At 73.5% G+C, this 17598-nt stretch carries 17 protein-coding genes, 1 tRNA gene and 1 other RNA gene; 13 read left to right on the top strand and 6 right to left on the bottom strand.

All coding sequences use genetic code 11. The features are described from left to right. Window positions 1–331: 331 nt before the first annotated feature. The 3 genes from KSP35_RS14160 to KSP35_RS14150 are packed head-to-tail and all read left to right on the top strand — an operon-like array spanning window position 332 to window position 1499. On the top strand, window positions 332–547 hold the full coding sequence (locus KSP35_RS14160) for a hypothetical protein (RefSeq protein WP_216996452.1): 216 nt from the start codon (window positions 332–334) through the stop codon (window positions 545–547). After that, window positions 541–1098 carry a hypothetical protein gene (locus KSP35_RS14155; RefSeq protein WP_216996451.1) on the top strand — a complete coding sequence of 186 codons (558 nt, stop codon included), beginning with the start codon at window positions 541–543 and terminating at the stop codon, window positions 1096–1098. Before KSP35_RS14160 ends, KSP35_RS14155 begins: the two co-directional genes overlap by 7 nt. After that, entirely contained in the window at window positions 1098–1499 is a 402-nt protein-coding gene (locus tag KSP35_RS14150; RefSeq protein ID WP_216996450.1) for a hypothetical protein, read from the top strand. The genes KSP35_RS14155 and KSP35_RS14150 overlap by 1 nt, the downstream gene beginning before the upstream one ends. Window positions 1500–1706: 207 nt before the next feature. Here KSP35_RS14150 and KSP35_RS14145 read toward each other — a convergent pair. Both KSP35_RS14145 and ffs read right to left on the bottom strand, forming a co-directional pair. After that, window positions 1707–1794 (bottom strand) — tRNA-Ser (locus tag KSP35_RS14145). A 28-nt stretch (window positions 1795–1822) separates the two neighbouring features. Then, window positions 1823–1921: signal recognition particle sRNA small type (gene ffs, locus KSP35_RS14140), an RNA gene on the bottom strand. Window positions 1922–2043: 122 nt separating this feature from the next. Here ffs and dnaX point away from each other — a divergent pair. The 3 genes from dnaX to recR are packed head-to-tail and all read left to right on the top strand — an operon-like array spanning window position 2044 to window position 5187. Beyond that, window positions 2044–4083, top strand: coding sequence for a DNA polymerase III subunit gamma/tau (gene dnaX / locus KSP35_RS14135; protein WP_216996449.1), 2040 nt, complete (start codon window positions 2044–2046; stop codon window positions 4081–4083). A gap of 28 nt (window positions 4084–4111) precedes the next feature. Continuing rightward, window positions 4112–4582: a YbaB/EbfC family nucleoid-associated protein gene (locus KSP35_RS14130; protein ID WP_216996448.1), complete on the top strand. Its 471-nt coding sequence runs from the start codon at window positions 4112–4114 to the stop codon at window positions 4580–4582. A gap of 2 nt (window positions 4583–4584) precedes the next feature. Next, entirely contained in the window at window positions 4585–5187 is a 603-nt protein-coding gene (gene recR, locus KSP35_RS14125; RefSeq protein ID WP_254126772.1) for a recombination mediator RecR, read from the top strand. Window positions 5188–5660: 473 nt separating this feature from the next. On the opposite strand, the gene KSP35_RS14120 is transcribed toward recR, so the two are convergent. Next, a complete protein-coding gene (locus KSP35_RS14120) occupies window positions 5661–6851 on the bottom strand; it encodes an acetyl-CoA C-acetyltransferase (protein WP_216996447.1) in 1191 nt (396 codons plus the stop codon). 111 nt (window positions 6852–6962) lie between these two features. Then, window positions 6963–7631: a DivIVA domain-containing protein gene (locus KSP35_RS14115; RefSeq protein WP_216996446.1), complete on the bottom strand. Its 669-nt coding sequence runs from the start codon at window positions 7629–7631 to the stop codon at window positions 6963–6965. A gap of 151 nt (window positions 7632–7782) precedes the next feature. On the opposite strand from KSP35_RS14115, the gene ccrA reads away from it, so the two are divergent. The 3 genes from ccrA (at window position 7783) to mce (ending at window position 10300) form a co-directional block, all read left to right on the top strand. Beyond that, window positions 7783–9132 carry a crotonyl-CoA carboxylase/reductase gene (gene ccrA, locus KSP35_RS14110; RefSeq protein ID WP_216996445.1) on the top strand — a complete coding sequence of 450 codons (1350 nt, stop codon included), beginning with the start codon at window positions 7783–7785 and terminating at the stop codon, window positions 9130–9132. A 219-nt stretch (window positions 9133–9351) separates the two neighbouring features. Then, a complete protein-coding gene (locus KSP35_RS14105; RefSeq protein WP_216996444.1) occupies window positions 9352–9822 on the top strand; it encodes a VOC family protein in 471 nt (156 codons plus the stop codon). A 58-nt stretch (window positions 9823–9880) separates the two neighbouring features. Beyond that, window positions 9881–10300 (top strand): methylmalonyl-CoA epimerase, encoded by a 420-nt coding sequence (gene mce / locus KSP35_RS14100; RefSeq protein ID WP_216996443.1) that lies wholly within the window; start codon window positions 9881–9883, stop codon window positions 10298–10300. 9 nt (window positions 10301–10309) lie between these two features. Here mce and KSP35_RS14095 read toward each other — a convergent pair whose 3' ends face one another. Further along, complete coding sequence (locus KSP35_RS14095) at window positions 10310–10837, bottom strand: GNAT family N-acetyltransferase (protein WP_216996442.1); 528 nt, start codon at window positions 10835–10837, stop codon at window positions 10310–10312. A 92-nt stretch (window positions 10838–10929) separates the two neighbouring features. Between KSP35_RS14095 and KSP35_RS14090 the strand changes: the two genes are divergently transcribed. Genes KSP35_RS14090 through KSP35_RS14075 form a run of 4 tightly spaced genes read left to right on the top strand, consistent with a single transcriptional unit; the run spans window position 10930 to window position 16778 of the window. Then, window positions 10930–13455 (top strand): ABC transporter ATP-binding protein, encoded by a 2526-nt coding sequence (locus tag KSP35_RS14090; RefSeq protein WP_254127229.1) that lies wholly within the window; start codon window positions 10930–10932, stop codon window positions 13453–13455. A 55-nt stretch (window positions 13456–13510) separates the two neighbouring features. Beyond that, window positions 13511–14233, top strand: a complete 723-nt coding sequence (locus KSP35_RS14085) for a flavodoxin family protein (RefSeq protein WP_216996439.1) — start codon at window positions 13511–13513, stop codon at window positions 14231–14233. 27 nt (window positions 14234–14260) lie between these two features. Next, window positions 14261–15148 (top strand): hypothetical protein, encoded by an 888-nt coding sequence (locus KSP35_RS14080; RefSeq protein WP_216996437.1) that lies wholly within the window; start codon window positions 14261–14263, stop codon window positions 15146–15148. Between the two features lie 31 nt (window positions 15149–15179). Then, the gene (locus KSP35_RS14075) at window positions 15180–16778 is read left to right on the top strand and encodes a gamma-glutamyltransferase family protein (RefSeq protein ID WP_216996436.1); all 1599 of its coding nucleotides are present in this window, start codon (window positions 15180–15182) and stop codon (window positions 16776–16778) included. Window positions 16779–16851: 73 nt separating this feature from the next. On the opposite strand, the gene KSP35_RS24475 is transcribed toward KSP35_RS14075, so the two are convergent. Beyond that, on the bottom strand, window positions 16852–17577 hold the full coding sequence (locus tag KSP35_RS24475) for a CoA pyrophosphatase (protein ID WP_254126771.1): 726 nt from the start codon (window positions 17575–17577) through the stop codon (window positions 16852–16854). Between the last annotated feature and the right edge of the window lie 21 nt (window positions 17578–17598).

The raw sequence follows: 17598 nt of genomic DNA, 5'->3' as shown, positions 1-17598 counted from the left end.
GGGACTGTCGGAGGCCGGTCGTTGCCAACCACGAGTCACCAGGCGTCGAGTGGTGGCTCTACGGATGGTTCTCGGCGTATCGAAGCGAAAGGGAGCCCACATGCGATCACGGGTGATCGTGCTGGCAATGCTCAGTGCGACCCTCCTGCCAAGCTGCTTGATGGGGGAAGATCATCACGGCTACCAGTCCTACGACGTGGGCTCAGGTTCGATCTCCATCGACGGTCGCTACTGGGTGACCAGTGCGGACGGTCGGCTCCGTCTCGAGATGCGGGGAACTGCTGGCACTCGCAGGGGTCCGATGGTGCGGCAGGTCGACATACGGGCTCGGGTGAAGGCCACGTCCAGAGGTCAGGCCGGGATCGACGCGGACTCGGGCGTGGACAAGAAGCGGGCTGATTGTGACGACGTCGCACGCGGCTACACCTGTCGCGCCGTCTTCTACGACTCGGGCTCCTGGCCCTCGAGGAGGTGTTGGTACTACGGCCGATTGGCGGGACGCCTGAACTACGAGACCACGAGCTGGGAGACGTTCGACACATGCTGAAGAAGTCTGCGCGCAGCGACAGGATGGCTCGGCTGTCGCCGTGGCCTCCGCTCTCGTGGTGGCTGCTCGTGTTGGCCGTGTTCGCCATCCCGTTCGCAGCCCTTGCGGTGCTGACCGACGATCGTTCGACCGGGCAGGCGGCTCCGAACGAGCCTGACGCGGCGCTCTGGGCGGAGGAGAACGCTGGACCAGCGAGGGAGATCGGCTCGGGAACGGCAACCTCAGCGAGCGGGGCAGCGGTTGCGTGGCGCCTCACCAAGACCGAGTACGCCGACGCGGGGCGCTGGGGACGTGCTTTGCCGTCGTGTCGAACGACGGTGAGTCCTCCCTGTGCATGCCAGAGCCGCCAGGGGGGCGCGGAGACCCCAAGCCTCGGGGCCTCCGGGAACCCGAGTGGCGTTGGCGAGTACGCACTGACCGTCGAGTTTGCGACCGCCCGGGAGGGGGCGGCCGGACGCAGGTCCCCGCCAGCCGACGGGGGAGTGGTGTCGGTCGAAGGCGAGGCGGTGACCTGGACGGTGACCTCCCCCCGAACCTTCTCCGTGGACTGATGGCCGACGACCGGCGGAGACCATCGTTCGGGCCCGCTGCGGCCTTGATCGCCTACGTGCTGCTGGCGGCCTACGCCGATCACCGCAGATCGGTCGCACTCGTCTACTGGTTGTGGTTCCAAGGAGACGGCGGCCCCGCTTCCATCGCCAACGCAGCACTGCTCACGTCCACCGCAGCAGCGTGCCTCGCTGCTCCCGTCGTCCGGAGCCTTCGCCTGGGGACACGCCTCCTGCAGTGGGCGTGCTGGCTCTGTGGGTTCCGACTGACCTGGCTCTTGGCCCTCGGCCCCAACCTGCGCGGGGTCTACCTCTACCGCGCATCCACCATCTCCCTCATCGTCCCGGCCACGGTCCTGATGTCACGCCGGGTTGGACCGTCGCGCGTCGGCAGCACGGCGTGAGCCTCCCAACGTCAGGAGGATGCTGGCTCCGGCTCGGGACCAGGATCGTCGCGGACTGCGGAGCCTCCCTGACCGGCGCAGCGCTCGTCCCCGTGCCGAGGGGTGGCGACGCTCGCCGCCCCGCCGGACGGGCAAACGCTGGAGTGCCCGCACGCACAGAAGCCGCCAGCGTGACTGGCGGCTTCCCTGCGTCGAACGTGGCCAACCTGGCGGAGAGGGTGGGATTCGAACCCACGGTGAGTTTCCCCACACACGCTTTCCAAGCGTGCCGATTCGGCCGCTCTCGCACCCCTCCGGGCACTGCTTCGTCCACACCCGCAGGAGGCGACCGGGCGGTCTGCGGCACTCCTCAGACTCCGCTGAGAGCTGCTGCCTTCCGGCCCTGACCCGGTTCACGGGCTGTGGATGCACAGGACCCGGCCGCCACCTGCGGGTGCGGACCTGGTCACGATAGCGCCCCCGGCCCTGGGGCTCCCACCCGGTGCCCCGCAAGGGCGCGAAGGGCGCGAAACGGCGGCGGGCGAGGTCGGTAGGGTGAGCGGCGATGGCCTACCAGTCCCTCTACCGCCGCTACCGCCCCCGTCGCTTCGCCGACGTGCGGGGCCAGGAGCACGTGGTCCGGGCCCTGCGCAACGCGGTGCGGGACGAGCGGGTGGGCCACGCCTACCTGTTCAGCGGCCCCCGAGGCACCGGCAAGACCTCCACCGCCCGCATCCTGGCCAAGGCGCTCAACTGCGAGCACCTGGTGGAGGGCGAGCCCGATGGCACCTGCGACAGCTGCCTCGCCATCGACGCCGGCACGTCCTACGACGTCCAGGAGCTCGACGCAGCGTCGAACAACAAGGTCGAGGACGTCCGCGAGCTCATCGGGCGGGTGGCCCTGGGCTCGCCGGGGCGCACCAAGGTGTACATCCTCGACGAGGTCCACATGCTGACGCCGCAGGCGTCGGCCGCGCTGCTCAAGACGCTGGAGGAGCCGCCGGACCACGTGGTCTTCGTGCTGGCCACCACCGACCCGCAGAAGGTGCTGCCCACCATCCGCAGCCGGACCCAGCACTTCGACTTCCACCTGCTGTCGGTGGAGGAGCTCTCCGAGCACGTCGCCTGGGTCATCCACGACGCCGGGCTCGACCTCGGGCCCGAGGTCATCACCCACGTGGTGCGCCAGGGCGCCGGATCGGCCCGGGACACCCTCTCGGCGCTGGAGACGGCGGCGGCCTCGGGCGGGGTCATCGACACCGGCCAGTCGCTCGACGACCTGCTCGACGCCATCGCCGGCAGCGACACGGGCAAGGCACTCCTGGCGGTGGCCGACGCCATCGCCACCGGCCGCGACCCCCGCCTGCTGGGCGAGAACGTGCTCAACCGCCTGCGCGACGTGTTCCTCTTGCGCATGGGCGGCTCCACCGACCACCTGGCGCCGGGCGACATCGAGCGGGTGCGGGCCTGGGCCGACCAGCTCGGCGACCGCGCCACCACCCGGGCCCTGGAGCTGGTGGGCGACGCCCTCCAGGAGATGCGCCAGGCGCCGGACCCGCGCATCCCGCTCGAGGTCGCCCTGGTGAAGCTCACCCGACCCGGCGCCGACGCCTCCATCGACGGGCTGATCACCCGCATCGCCCGGCTCGAGGAGGCCCTCGCCTCCGGCGTCGCCCCCGCCCCGCCGGCCGGCGGTGCCGCGCCCGCCGCGCCGACCCCGCCGCCCGCCCGGGCCGCCGCTCCTCCTGTGCCGGCGGCTGCGGTCACCCCATCGGAGCCGAGGGCTGCTGCGCCGGCCGCGGCCGCGGCCGCGCCCGCTGCCCCCGCCCCGGAAGCGCCCTCCGGTCGACCGGCGCCCCCGCCCCGGCCCGGTGCCCGGCCGGCCGACCTGGCTCGCGCCCAGCTGGCGGCCAACCGCGCCGCCAAGGGCGGGTCGAGCGCCCGTCCGGCGCCCTCGGTGCCGGACCCGGCCGGTCCCGGCGCCGTGGCGCCCACCGCTCCGGCGGCGGCGCCCGCCTCGGGCCCGAGCCCGTCTCGCGGCCCGGACGACCAGCGCCCGCCCCGCCCGGCGGCGGCACCGGCACCAGCTGCCGCCCCGTCGCCCGAAGCCCCCGCGCCCGCCGCAGCGGCTCCACCGGCAGCGGCCGCGTCCGACCCCGCGGCCGACGGGGGCCTGCCCGACAAGGACGCGCTCACGGTGCTGTGGAACGAGCACATCCTCCCGTCGCTCGGCGGGCTGGCCAAGGCGATGTACGCCGTCGGCCGCTTCGTCGACGTGCGCGGCACCACGGCCACGCTGGCGTTCCCGAACGAGGTCCACAAGCAGAAGTGCGAGCAGAAGCGCGGCGAGGTCGAGTCCGCCCTGTCGGCTCGGCTCGGCTCGGCGGTGCACCTCAAGCTGGTGGTCGACGAAGCCGGCGACCGGGGCGCCGACGACGAGCCCGGCGGCGGCGGCCGCCCGGAGAGCGAGCCCGAACCGCAGAACCTCGCCGACCTCGGCGTGACCGACGTCCACGAGCTCGACGACGCCCCCGACGCCCCGTCGGGTGGCCTCGACGCCCTGACCGAGGCCTTCCCGGGCTCGGAGTTCGTCGACGGCCCGTGACCATCCCGACCGCCTCCTGGAGGACCCGATGACCCCCGAACCCGACGACGAGACCCCGATCCGGCCCGACCTGGTGGCCCAGGGTGGCGGCCTGCCCGACGGCGGCGACGGCGACCACCTCGCCGGCGTCCCGATGGACGACCCGTTGGCTGCCCTGCTCGGTGGCGGCAGCGGCGGGGCCGGCGGCCTCGACCTCGGGGCCCTCATGGAGCAGGCCTCGCAGATGCAGAGCCAGATGCTGGCCGCGCAGCAGGCTGCGGCCGAGACCACCGTCGAGGGCGTGGCCGGCGGCGGCGTGGTGCGCATCGCCGTCACCGGCGGGCTCGACTTCGAGTCGGTCACCATCGACCCGAAGGCCGTCGACCCCGACGACGTCGAGATGCTCCAGGACCTCGTGCTGGCCGCCCTGCGCCACGCCGTCGAGCAGCTCAGCGACCTGCAGCAGCCCGACATCGACCTCGGCGGGATCGACCTCGGCAACCTCTTCGGCGGCAGCTGAACGTGGCCGGCGCCTACGCCGGTCCGGTCCAGGACCTCATCGACGAGCTCGGCCGGCTGCCCGGCGTGGGCCCCAAGTCCGCCCAGCGGATCGCCTTCCACCTGCTGAAGCTGCCCAAGGAGGACGCCCTCCGGCTGGCCCGGGTGATCGGCGAGGCCAAGGACCGGGTGGCCTGGTGCTCCCGCTGCTTCAACCTCTCCGAGGGCCCGCTGTGCGGGATCTGCAGCGACGACCGGCGCGACGGCTCCATGGTCTGCGTGGTCGAGGAGCCCAAGGACCTGGTGGCGGTGGAGAAGACCGGCGAGTACCGCGGCCGCTACCACGTGCTCCAGGGCGCCATCAGCCCCATCGAGGGCGTGGGCCCGGACCAGCTGCGGGTGAAGGAGCTGCTCACGCGCATCGAGCCCGAGGGCATCACCGAGGTCATCCTCTGCACCAACCCCAACATCGAGGGCGAGGCCACCGCCATGTACCTCGGGCGCCTGCTGGGACCGCTCGGGCTCAAGGTCACCCGCATCGCCAGCGGCCTGCCGGTGGGCGGTGACCTGGAGTACGCCGACGAGCTCACCCTGGGCCGAGCGCTCGAAGGCCGCCGCGAGCTCTGAGGGGGAAGGACCGGAGCGCCGATCCTGCCGAGACAGCCTGCGGGCGGGCGAGCTGTCGGGCGTTCTGGAACGGCGCTCCGGTGGTTTCCGTCGAGGGTCGGGGGGGAGGGAACCTCGACGAAGGTTGTTGCGGTCACGTTACCAGTGTTGCGGTTTCGTGACAAGCGATCTTGCGACGAGAGCGGGGGGCCTCTCGACGCAGAGGTTGGATACCCCGGGTCTCCGGCCGCGAAACCGCAGATCCGCACATTTCTGCCGGTCCCCTGCCGAACCGCCGCCGCCCGAGGGCTCGCGACCGCCTGACCTGGGCGATCGCCCTCGTCGTCACCGGTTCGACATGGAGCACCGGTCTCGTCGGGCGGCCCGGTGGCGCACGCTGGTCCCGGACGCGCCTCGGGGGCGGCCCGGAGGCCGCCCCTGAGGGAACGTGCTGGTGGCCGGGCGGACCCGGCCGGTCAGCGGGTGGGCGTCGCTCAGCCCTTGACGTCGAGGAGGATGGCGTCGCCCTGGCCGCCACCGCCGCACAGGGCGGCGGCACCGAGGCCGCCGCCGCGGCGAGCCAGCTCGAGGGCGAGGGTCAGCGTGACCCGGGTGCCGGAGGCGCCGAGCGGGTGGCCGATGGCGATGGCGCCGCCGTTGACGTTGGTGACGTCGTCGGAGATGCCGAGGTCGCGCATGGAGGCGATGCCGACGGCGGCGAACGCCTCGTTGAGCTCGAACAGGCTCACGTCGGACACCGACTTGCCGGCCTTCTCGAGCGCCTTGGTGATGGCGTTCGACGGCTGGTGCAGGAGGGAGGCGTCGGGCCCGGCCACCTGGCCGTAGCCGACGATCTCGGCCAGCCACTCGATGCCGAGGGACTCGGCCTTGGCCTTGGACATGACGATGACCGCAGCACCGCCGTCGGAGATCTGCGAAGCGTTGCCGGCGGTGATGTTGCCGGCCTTGTCGAACGCCGGGCGGAGCTTGGCGAGGGTGTCGGCGGTGGTGTCGCCGCGCACGCCCTCGTCCTCGGACACGGTGAGCGGGTCGCCCTTGCGCTGGGGGACCGACACCGAGACGATCTCGTCGTCGAAGAGCCCGTTCTTGTGGGCGGCCGCGGCCCGCTGGTGCGAGGCGGCGGAGAAGGCATCCTGCTCCTCGCGGGAGATGCCCTGGGGCTCCTTGCCGCAGTAGGCCTCGGTGCTGGCGCCCATGGCGACGTGGTCGAACTGGTCCCAGAGGCCGTCGTACATCATCGAGTCGACGACCTTCTGGTCACCGATCCGGTAGCCGCCGCGAGCGCCGGGGAGCAGGTACGGGGCGTTGGTCATGGACTCCATGCCACCGGCGACGACGACGTCGGCCTCGCCGGCGCCGATCATGAGGTCGGCCAGGTAGATGGCGTGCATGCCCGAGGGGCAGACCTTGTTCACGGTGGTGCTGGGCACGCCCATGGAGATGCCGGCGTTGACGGCGGCCTGGCGGGCCGTGATCTGGCCGGCGCCGGCCTGGAGCACGTGGCCCATGAAGACGTACTCGACCTGCTCGGGCGTGAGCCCGGCCCGCTCGAGGGCGCCCTTGATGGCGAAGCCACCGAGCTCAGCGGCGCTGAAGCCGGCGAGCGCGCCGGACAGCTTCCCGACCGGCGTACGGGCGCCGGCGACGATCACGGATCCAGCCATTGAGGTTCCCCTTGCGATGTGGTGCGTGGACAGGGCGCAAGCGTACCGAGGGGCGGCGGTCCGCTGTCCATCCGAGCGGCCTCGGGCGCACGGGCCCGAGCCGTCGGAGCCTCAGCCCTGGGGGGCCTCGCCGCCGTCGGCACCGGCGGGCACGGGGGCCTCGGCCACCGCGATCGCCTTGTCGAGGCGGGTGCGGAGGTCGGCGAGGTGCGCCTTGGCGGCGTCGCGCGCCGACGTGAGCTCGGCGATCTGGGCGGTGAGGTGGGCCACCGAGGCCTCGGCCTCCTGCTGGGCGCGGAGCTTGGAGGACTCGAGCATCTTGGCCACCCGGTCCTGGGCGCCTGCGACGAGGGTGAGGGCCTCGTCCTGGGCGGCGGTCAGCTTGGTGGCGGCCTCGGCACGGGCCTGCTCGGCCTCGGCGCGGATGGCCTCGGCGTGGGCCTCGGCGGCGGAGCGGGTGCCGGTGGCATCGGCGTCGGCCTGCTGGCGCAGCGCGGCGACCTCGGTCTCGGCATCGGAGCGGAGCGTGGCGGCCTGCTCGTGCGCGGTGCGGAGCACGGCGGCGATCTCGTCGCCGAGGTTGGCCCAGTCGGTGCCCGCGGCGGCCGGTGCGGGGGCTGCGGGCTCGGCCGGGGCAGCCGACCCATCGCCGGCGGGAGCGCTCGCGGCCCGGAGCGCATCGGCGACCGTGGTGAGAAACGACCGGACCTCGTCCTTGTCGTAGCCACGAAGGCCGACCAGGAACTCCTTCTCGGCGATCTGGTCAGGGGTCAACGACATCTCGCGGTGCTCCGGGGTGCTCGGTGGTTGGCGGCGGGAGCCTATCGGCGGCTCTCGGCCCGGATTGAGCGAACCGCACCCCGTGGCGGGCTCGCCGCCGCCCGTGCGTGGGCTGGGTGGAGCACCGGGTGGCCCCCTACGATCCGTCGCCATGCAGGCGATCCTCGAAGCGATCCAGGCCGGTGCGTCCGGCGACGACCTTGCCAACCTCCCGATCCCGGAGTCCTACCGGGCGGCGTTCGTCAAGCGTGACGAGCAGAACATGTGGGAGGGGGTCGCGTCGGAGGACAAGGACCCCCGGAAGTCGCTCCACGTCGGCGAGGTGGCCACGCCCGAGCTGGCTCCCGACGAGGTCTACGTCGCGGTGATGGCCTCGGCCATCAACTTCAACACCGTCTGGACGTCGATCTTCGAGCCGGTGTCGACCTTCGGCTTCCTCGACCGCCTGGGCAAGGAGAGCGTCTGGGGCGCCCGCCACGCCCTGCCGTACCACGTGGTCGGCTCCGACGCCGCGGGCGTCGTGGTGCGCACCGGTTCCGCCGTGCGCAACTGGAAGGCCGGCGACAAGGTCACCATCCACTGCAACCACGTCGACGACCAGGACCCGTCGGCCCACGACGACTCCATGCTCGCCAGCAACCAGCGCATCTGGGGCTTCGAGACGAACTTCGGCAGCCTGGCCGACCTCACCGTGGTGAAGGCCAACCAGCTCATGCCCAAGCCGAAGCACCTCACCTGGGAGGAGGCGGCGTCGAACGCCCTGTGCAACAGCACGAGCTACCGCATGATCGTCAGCCCCCACGCCGGTGACCTCAAGCAGGGCCAGGCCGTGCTGGTGTGGGGCGCCACCGGCGGCATCGGTGGCTACGCCGTGCAGTACGTGCTCAACGGCGGCGGCACCCCGGTGGGCGTGGTGTCCTCCGACAAGCGTCGCCGCCTCCTGAACGAGATGGGCGTCGAGCACGTCATCGACCGCCGCGAGGCCGGCTACCAGTTCTGGAAGGACGAGCACACCCAGGACGAGAAGGAGTGGCGCCGCCTGGGCAAGGACATCCGCTCGCTCATCGGGCGCGACGTCGACACCGTCTTCGAGCACCCGGGCCGCCAGACCTTCGGCGCCTCGGTGTTCGCCGCCGCCCGCGGCGGCAAGATCGTCACCTGCGCCGCCACCTCCGGCTACATGATCGAGTACGACAACCGCCACCTCTGGATGAAGCTGAAGAGCATCGTCTCCTCGCACTTCGCCAACTACAAGGAGGCCTGGGCGGCCAACCAGCTCATCGCCGAGGGCAAGATCCAGCCCCTCCTGAGCCGCACCTACGCCCTCGAGGAGACCGGCGCCGCCGCCCTGGCCGTGCACAAGAACGAGATCGAGGGCAAGGCCGGCGTGCTGTGCCTCGCCCCCGAGAAGGGCCTCGGCATCGACGACCCCGAGTTCCGCGAGAAGGTCGGCGAGGACAAGATCACGCTCTTCCAGCGCTTCGACCAGTCCGAGATCTGACCGGCTCACGTCGGGGGTTCTTCGGCTTCGCCGAAACGAGATCACCGGTTCCTTGCTCGGTGCGGCTTCGCCGCACCGAGCTCTTCCAACGCTTCGACCAGTCCGAGATCTGACCCGCGGGCGGCCGCACGGCTGCCCGAGGACGCAGGTGACGAGGCGACGGCCCCGCGGTGGCGGGGCCGTCGCCGCGCCCGGGCGGGGTCGTGCGAGGATCGGGCGATGGGACTCGAAGCCAAGAACCCGTACGAGAACGACGAGTACAAGAGCGACCAGGCCGGGGAGCTCGGTGACCTGATCACCGGCATCGACCACGTCGCCTACGCCGTGGCCGACCTCGACGACGCCATCGAAGAGTACCGCGAGGTGTTCGGGATCCTGGTCGACCACCGCGAGCTGCTCGACGGCGAAGGGGTCGAGATCGCCGTGCTCCGCCTGGGCGGGAGCACCATCCAGCTGCTCACCCCCACGCGCGACGACGCCGACCTGGCCGAGTTCCTGGACGAGTGGGGGCCGGGCGTGCACCACGTGGGCTACCGGGTGGCGGACTGCGCCCAGGCCCTGGCCGCGGTCGTCGCCCGAGGCCTCGAGGTGCAGGACGACGAGCCGGTCCCCGGCGTGCTCGGGACGACCACCGCCTACCTCCACCCCGACGCCTTCCACGGCACGTTGATCCAGCTCGTCGAGGTCTGACGGTCGCGCGCTGGTCGGCTCTTTGGTCGGCGCCGGTCGCACGGGCAGAATGCGGGGCATGTTCACGCACATCGATCACGTCGGCATCGCGGTCCCGGATCTCGACGTCGCGCTGAAGTTCTACGCCGAGACCTTCGACCTGAAGTCGGTCCACGAAGAGGTCAACGAGGAGCAGGGCGTGCGCGAGGCGATGCTCGCCGTCGGCGACTCCGGCAGCTGCATCCAGCTGCTGGCCCCGCTCACCCCCGAGTCCACCATCGCCAAGTTCCTCGACAAGAACGGCCCCGGCATCCAGCAGATGGCCTACCGGGTCGAGGACATCGACGCGGTGTGCACGACCCTGCGCGAGCGTGGCGTCCGCCTGCTCTACGAAGCCCCCAAGAACGGCACGGCCGGGTCCCGGGTCAACTTCATCCACCCCAAGGACGCGGGCGGCGTGCTGGTGGAGCTCGTCGAGCCGGGCTCCGACACGCACTGACCTCGGGGCTCAGGCCTGGCGGTCGGTGACGGGGAGGCCCATCACCACCGCGTCCCAGAGCTCGCCGTCGCGGCGGCGCCAGTGGCGGCGGAGGACGCCCTCCACGGTGAAGCCGTGACGGCGGTAGAGCGCCAGGGCGGCGGCGTTGTGGGGCCAGGCCTGCAGGGTCACCTTGTGGACCACCGGGTGGGCGTCGGCCCAGGCGATCGCCTGGGCCAGCAGGGCCGACCCCACGCCCCGGCCGCGCACGTCGGCGGCCAGCAGCATGCCGAGCTCGGCGTGGCCGATGCCGTCGTGGTGCAGGCCCAGGCTGCCGACCACCTCCTCGCTGCGGACGACCACCAGCGAGAGGTGCTCGGGGTCCTCGATGCCGGCGAGGAACGCCTCCCGGCGCTCGTCGTGGTCGAGCGGGAGCTCCCGGCCGATCCAGCGCCCCTCGGCGGCCACCGCCTCCATCAGGGCGACGAAGCCGGCGGCATCCTCCCGCCGCGACCCCCGCACCTCCAGCCCGTCCGGCACGGTCCGCTCGGCGTCCATGCCCCGAAGGTACCGACCGATCCGCCGGCTGTCCGGCGCCTTCGCGACTACGGGCTGAACCCAACCCCCCACTACATTCGCAAGCCGTGTCGATGACCCTCGCTGAATCCGCTGAAGTCGTCGGCGCGCTGCGCCGCGCCAGGCGCAAGCAGCGGGTGTCGGCCATCCACTGGGTCGGCGCGCTCTACCAGGTGTACATCGTCGGCCTGCTGGCGATCGTGGCCGTCACCCTGGCCTCCGGGGCCATCGGCGACGACCGGGTGAGCGCCGCCACCCTGGTCGACGTGCGGGCCCACGGGCCGGCCGTCCTCGGCACCATCCTCGCCCTCGCCGTGTTCATGGGCCTGCGCTCGGGGAGCCGCGGCGGTCCGCTCGCCCTCGAGCAGGCCGACGTGCGCCACGTGCTGCTGTCGCCGGTCGACCGGGGCGTCGCCCTGCGCGGCCCGGCCTGGCGCCAGCTCCGGTTCCTGTGCTTCGCCTCGGCCGCCGTCGGCGCCACCGCCGGCCAGCTGGCGCTGCGCCGCCTGCCCGGCAACCCCGCCGAGTGGATGGCCGTCGGCGCCCTGTTCGGCGTGGCCGTGGTCGGCGTCGGGTTCGGCTCGGCGCTGGTGTCGGCCGGGACGGGGCTCAAGGCCTGGCTGGCCACGCTCGGGGGCGGGCTGCTCGTGGCCTGGTCGGTGGCCGACGTGTTCGACAAGGCGCCCACGGCGCCGGCCACCTTCGCCGGCCGGCTCGCCATCTGGCCCCTGCGCACCGACCCCCTCGGCCTGGTCGGCCTCGCCGCCGCCCTCGTGCTGGTGGCCGCCGGCATGCGCCTGGTGGCCGGCACCTCCCTCGAGGCCGCCGAGCGGCGCACCGCCCTCGTCGGCCAGCTGCGCTTCGCCGTCACCCTGCAGGACCTGCGCACCGTGCTGGTGCTGCGTCGCCAGCTCGCCCAGGAGAAGCCCCGGTCGCGGCCGTGGATCCCGGCGATGCGCCGCTCGCCGCGGTTCGTGGTCTGGCAGCGCGGCCTGCGCAGCGTCGCCCGCTGGCCCGCCAGCCGCCTCGTCCGCGTGCTGGTGCTGGCGGCCGTCGCCGGACTCGCCATCCGCGGCGCCTGGTCCGGCACCACCCCCCTCGTGCTGTTGGCCGGGCTCGCCCTCTGGGTGGCGGCCCTCGACGCGGCCGAACCGCTGGGCCAGGAGATCGACCACCCCGGCCGCACCGACGCCTTCCCCATGGAGCGCGGCGAGCTGTTCCTGCGCCACCTCCCGGTGGTCGCCCTGGTGTCGATCGTGACCGGCCTGCTGGCGGGTGTGGTGGCCCTCGTGCCCGTGGGCACCCACGTGCCGGCCGCCGTCGCCCTGCTGGTCGGCGCGGTCGCCGGGCTGCTCGCCGGCTGCGGTGCGGTGGTCAGCGTCGTCCAGGGCGCGCCCGAGGCCGTCGACATGCTGGCCATGAGCACGCCCGAGATCGCCGGCACCCGCACCGTGTTCCGCACGGTGTGGCCCCCCGGGATGGCCGTGCTCGGCACCCTTCCGCTCCTCGCCGCGCGCCGCCGAGCGCGGCGCGCCGGACCCGCCTCCGCTCAGCGCCGCGGTCAACGTGGTCCTGCCCCTGCTCGCGGTGGCCGTGCTCCTGGGCGGGTGGGTCCGCCACCGCGACGCCATCCACCAGTGGATCAAGACCGCCGGGGAGCAGATGTCGCCCACCAAGGCCATCGAGCGCCAGGCCGCCGAGCGCGAGGCCGCCGAGGCCCGCGAGGCCGAGGCGCTGGCCGAGTCGAAGCGCATCGCCCGCCAGGGCAAGGGCGGCGGGCCCGATCCCGCCAAGAAGCCGACCGCCAAGCCACGGCCGCCGGCCAAGCCGAAGCCCAAGCCCGCCGAGCCCGCCCCCGGGTTCCGCGGTGGCACCAGCGCCAAGCCCATGGGGCGGAAGAGGGACCAGAACCGATGAGCAACGACGTGCCAGCCCTCCGGGCCACCGGCCTCACCAAGACCTACGACGACCTCGTCGCCCTCCACCCGCTCGACCTCACCGTCGGCGCCGGCCAGTCGGTGGCCCTCATCGGCCACAACGGTTCGGGCAAGTCGACGTTCCTGCGCATGGCTGCCGGCCTGCTCGACCCCACCGACGGCGAGCTCGAGATCCACGGCTTCGAGCTCAGCGACGTCGAGGCCCGCGCCACCACGTCGTTCCTCCCGGACGACCCGGTCCTCTACGACGACCTGTCGCTGCGCGAGCACGCCGAGTACATCTCGCGCCTGCACGGCGGCGCCGGCTTCGACGACTACGCCGAGTCCCTCTGCGAGCGGCTGGGGCTGACCGAGCGCATCGACGACCTCCCGTCGCGGTTCAGCCGCGGCCTGCGCCAGAAGACCTCCATCGTGCTGGCCCTGGTGCGGCCGTTCTCCCTGCTGCTCGTCGACGAGCCCTTCGTGGGCCTCGACCAGCCCGGTAAGGGCGTCCTGCTCGAGCTGCTCGACGAGGTGGCCGCCGACGGCGCCGCCACCCTGGTCGCCACCCACGACCCCGCCTACGTCGACCGGGTCCAGCGCTCGATCGCCCTGCGCGACGGCGAGGTGGTCTTCGACGGCAAGGCCTCGGTCGACCAGGTCCTCGGCCTCGTCGGCGGCTGACGGAGTTCTCCACCCGGTAAGCCCTGGCCGGCGCCCGATGGTGCAGGCTCGTCCCATGACCGACGATCGCCCCGAGGCCAGCTACCGCGACCTGAAGGCCGTGGTGCTCAACTGCACCCTCAAGCCCTCGCCCGAGCCCTCCCACACCGACGGCCTGCTGCGCATCCCGATCGCCGTGTTCGAGGCCAACGGCGTGGCGGTCGACCACGTCCGAGTGCTCGACCACGATCTGCCGCCCGGCGTGCAGCCCGACATGACCGAGCACGGCGCGGCCACCGATGGCTGGCCCGCGCTGTTCGAGCGGATCATCGCCGCCGACATCTGCGTGATCGGCACGCCCCTGTGGCTCGGCGAGAAGTCGTCGGTCTGCAACCGTCTGGTGGAGCGGCTCTACGGCAACTCCGGCCAGGTCAACGAGCGGGGCCAGTGGGCCTACTACGGCAAGGCGGCGGGCTGCATCGTCACCGGCAACGAGGACGGGGCCAAGCACGCGGCCATGAACCTCCTCTACTCCCTCCAGCACCTGGGCTACGCCATCCCACCGCAGGCCGACGCCGCCTGGCTCGGCGAGGTGGGGCCCGGCCCGTCCTACCTCGACGAGGGTTCCGGCGGCCCGGAGAACGACTTCAGCAACCGCAACGCCACCTTCATGGCCTGGAACCTCCTGCACCTGGCCAGGCTGCTCAAGGACGCCGGCGGGTTCCCCGCCCATGGCAACCAGCCCGAGGCATGGAAGCGCGGCGACAGCCTCGACTTCCCGAACCCGGAGTACCGCTGAGCGACTGCGCTCGTAACGTCAGCTCCCATGGCAGCGAGCGATGCGGGTGAGGACTGGGCTGCGGCGGCGGCTCGACGGCTGTGGACGGTCTACGAGCCGATCCACGCCGTCACCTACTTCTCCGAGGCGTGCGCCGAGCGGTACCGGGCGCTCGGGCTGCAGGGGTTCTGGATGGGGTACTTCGCCAGCCGGTCGGCCCCGTTCGGCGCGGCGTCCCCGCAGCTCGCCACCGCCACCTTCTTCAACTTCCGCCCGTCGATGGCCGAGCGGGCGCTGCCCGACGCGTGGGACCGGACCACGCCGGCTGCGGTGCTGGCGGCTCGGCTCGACGGATCGGTGGCCACGCTGCGCGCCGCGCTCGGCGCCACGGCCGACGGTCCCGACGTGGCGGAGGCCGCAGAGCTGGCCGAGCAGGCCGTCGCGGCCTGCTCGGTCGAGGGCCGAGCCCTGTTCGCCGCCCTGACCGCCGTGGACCGACCGGCCGATCCGCTCGGTCGGTTGTGGCACGCCGCCACCCTGCTCCGCGAGCACCGGGGCGACGGTCACGTGGCGGCCAGCGTGGCGGCCGGCCTGAGCGGGCTCGACGCCCACGTCACGTTCGCCGCCACCGACGCCGTGCCCCGCGAGCGGCTGCAGGGCGCCCGGGGGTGGACCGACGACGAGTGGGCGGCGGCCACAGCCGGCCTGGTCGAGCGAGGGTGGCTCGACGGCGAGGGCGCCCTGACCGCCGCGGGTCGCGCCGGGCGCCAGGAGGTCGAGGACCGCACCGGCGCGCTGGCCGCCGCGCCGTGGCGCTCGCTGGGCGTCGAGGCCACGGAGCGGCTGCACGCCGGGCTCCTGCCGCTGGCGCAGGCCATCGTGGCCAGCGGGGCCATCCCGTTCCCCAACCCCATCGGGGTCCCGCTCCCCGCGTGATCGGCGATCTCGTGGATAGGTTCGGCCGGGCATGAGCGCCGCACCGACCACGAAGCCCTGGCCCACCACCTACTCGGCCGGCGGCCTGGTCTGCTCAGTCGACCACCTCGCCTCGTCGGCGGGGGCGGAGCTGCTGGCGGCGGGTGGCTCGGCGGCCGATGCCGCCATCGCGGCCAGCGCCGTGCTCACCGTCACCAGCCCGCACATGTGCGGCATGGGCGGCGACCTGTTCGCCCTGGTCCACCACGGCGACGGTCCGCCGGACGCCCTCAACGCCTCGGGTCGAGCCGGGTCGGGCGCCGATCCCGAGCGCCTCCGCGCCGAGGGCCACCGCGAGATGCCGTTCAAGGGCGACGTGCGCAGCGCCCCCGTGCCCGGCTGCGTCGACGGGTGGGTGGCCCTGCACGAGCGCCACGGCTCCCGACCGCTGGCCGAGGTGCTGGCCCCGGCCCACCGCCTGGCCGAGGGCGGCTTCCCGGCGGCGCCGATGCTGGCGTTCACCCTCGACCGCCTCGTCGGCGTCGAGGGGTGCGAGGAGCTCACCACCATCCGCCCCGGCATCGGCGACCGCGTGCGGCGACCCGGCGTCGCCCGCCAGCTGGCGGCGGTGGCCGACGGTGGCCGGGAGGCGTTCTACGACGGCGAGTTCGGCACCGCCCTGCTCGAGGCCGGCCGCGGCGAGTACTCGCCCGCCGACCTCCAGGAGCGCTACGCCGACTGGGTCGAGCCGCTCGGGTTGCGGGTCTGGGACCACGACCTGTGGACCATCCCGCCGAACTCGCAGGGCTACCTGGCCCTGGCCGGCGCCCGCATCGCCGAGCTGGCGGCCGCCGGCGAACCCTTCCCGAGCCCCGACGACGCCGCCTGGGCCCACCTGCTGGTGGAGTCGGCCCGGCTGGCCGGCCGGGAGCGCCACGCCGAGCTGCACGAGCACGCCGACGGCGCCGCCCTCCTGGCCGACGCCCGGCTGCGCGCGCTGGCCGGCCACTTCGACCCCCACGGCCCCTCGGGGGCGTCGGCGCCCGCGCAGGGCGGCGGCACGATCTACCTGTGCGCGGTCGACGGGGCGGGCATGGGGGTCAGCCTCATCCAGTCGAACGCCGACGGCTACGGCAGCCACGTGGCGGCACCCGGCACCGGCATCCTCCTGCACAACCGCGGCATCGGCTTCTCGCTCGCGCCCGGGCACCCTGCCGAGTACGGCCCGGGCCGCCGGCCGCCGCACACCCTCGCGCCGGCCGTGGCCACGCGGCCCGACGGCACGCTGCGCGCCGTGTTCGGCACCATGGGCGGCGACTCCCAGCCCCAGGTCGTGCTCCAACTCGCCGCCCGGCTGCTGGCCGCAGGCCAGGAGCCCGGCGACGCAGTGGCGGCTCCCCGCTTCGTGCTCTCGGCCGGCGAGCACGGGTTCTCGACGTGGACCGGTGGCGCGCAGCGGGCCCGCATCGAGGCCCACGCCCCCGATGCCTGGGCGCCTGGCCTCACCGAGCGGGGCCACGACGTCGAGGTGGCCGGCTTCGATCCGGCCGGCTTCGGCCACGCCCACGCCATCGAGGTCCGCGCCGACGGCATCCGCGCCGGCGCCGCCGACCCCCGCGCCATGACCGGCGCCGCCGTCGCGTCCGTCTAGCGAACTCGTCGCAGTTGGACGACGCCCCGGTCGACAACTGCGACACGTTCGAGGGGTTGGGGTGGGGCGGGGGTCAGCGCCAGGCGAACGTCGGTTGCTCGAAGTGGGCGACGGGGGAGGGGTCGCCCTCCAGGGCCAGCCACCGGAACTGGACCAGGACTGCGCCGGTGGGGGCGTGGATGAGGTCGCCGCCGAGCGGGACCTGCACCACCGGCTGCTCGCTCTCGGGGATGGCGACGAACCGGGGCGAGCCGTCCTGGCACAGCTCGTGCAGGCCCACCCGGTAGGCGGCCAGCACCTCGTCCGGAGCCGGCCGCAGGTCGAGGTGGCCGCCGCCCCAGAGCACCACCGGCGTCATCACGTAGCCGGACCGGGTGGCGTAGTCGTCGAGCAGCCCGAGCACCGAGCTGCGCTCGAGGCGCACGCCCAGCTCCTCGTCGGTCTCCCGGAGCGCAGCGTCGACCGCATCCTCGCCCTCGTCCAGGCGGCCACCAGGCAGGGCCCACTGCGAGGCGTGCTTGTTGAGCCCGGCGGATCGCCGGCACAGGAGGAAGGCGGCGCCGCCCGACACGTCGACCATGCGCCCGTCGAGCTCACCGGGGCCGCCGGGGATCTCGGCCAGCGCCTCCTCGGTGGCGGGCGCCGGGTCGATGCGGTCCTCGCCGACCTCGGAGTCGACCAGCACGACGGCCACCGCGGCGTGGCGACGGCCCTCCAGCTCGACGGTTCGGCGCTCGTAGCCCGAGAGGTTGGCGGCGATGCGCGCCCGCAGGGCGTCGTCGTAGGCGAAGGGGGTCACCCGGCCATCCTCGCCGCTCGC

The sequence above is a fragment of the Aquihabitans sp. G128 genome (assembly GCF_019048865.1).
Classification (GTDB): Bacteria; Actinomycetota; Acidimicrobiia; order Acidimicrobiales; family Iamiaceae; genus Aquihabitans.
Note: the sequence above shows the minus strand (reverse complement) of the source record. Positions and strands in the feature narration are given on the sequence as shown.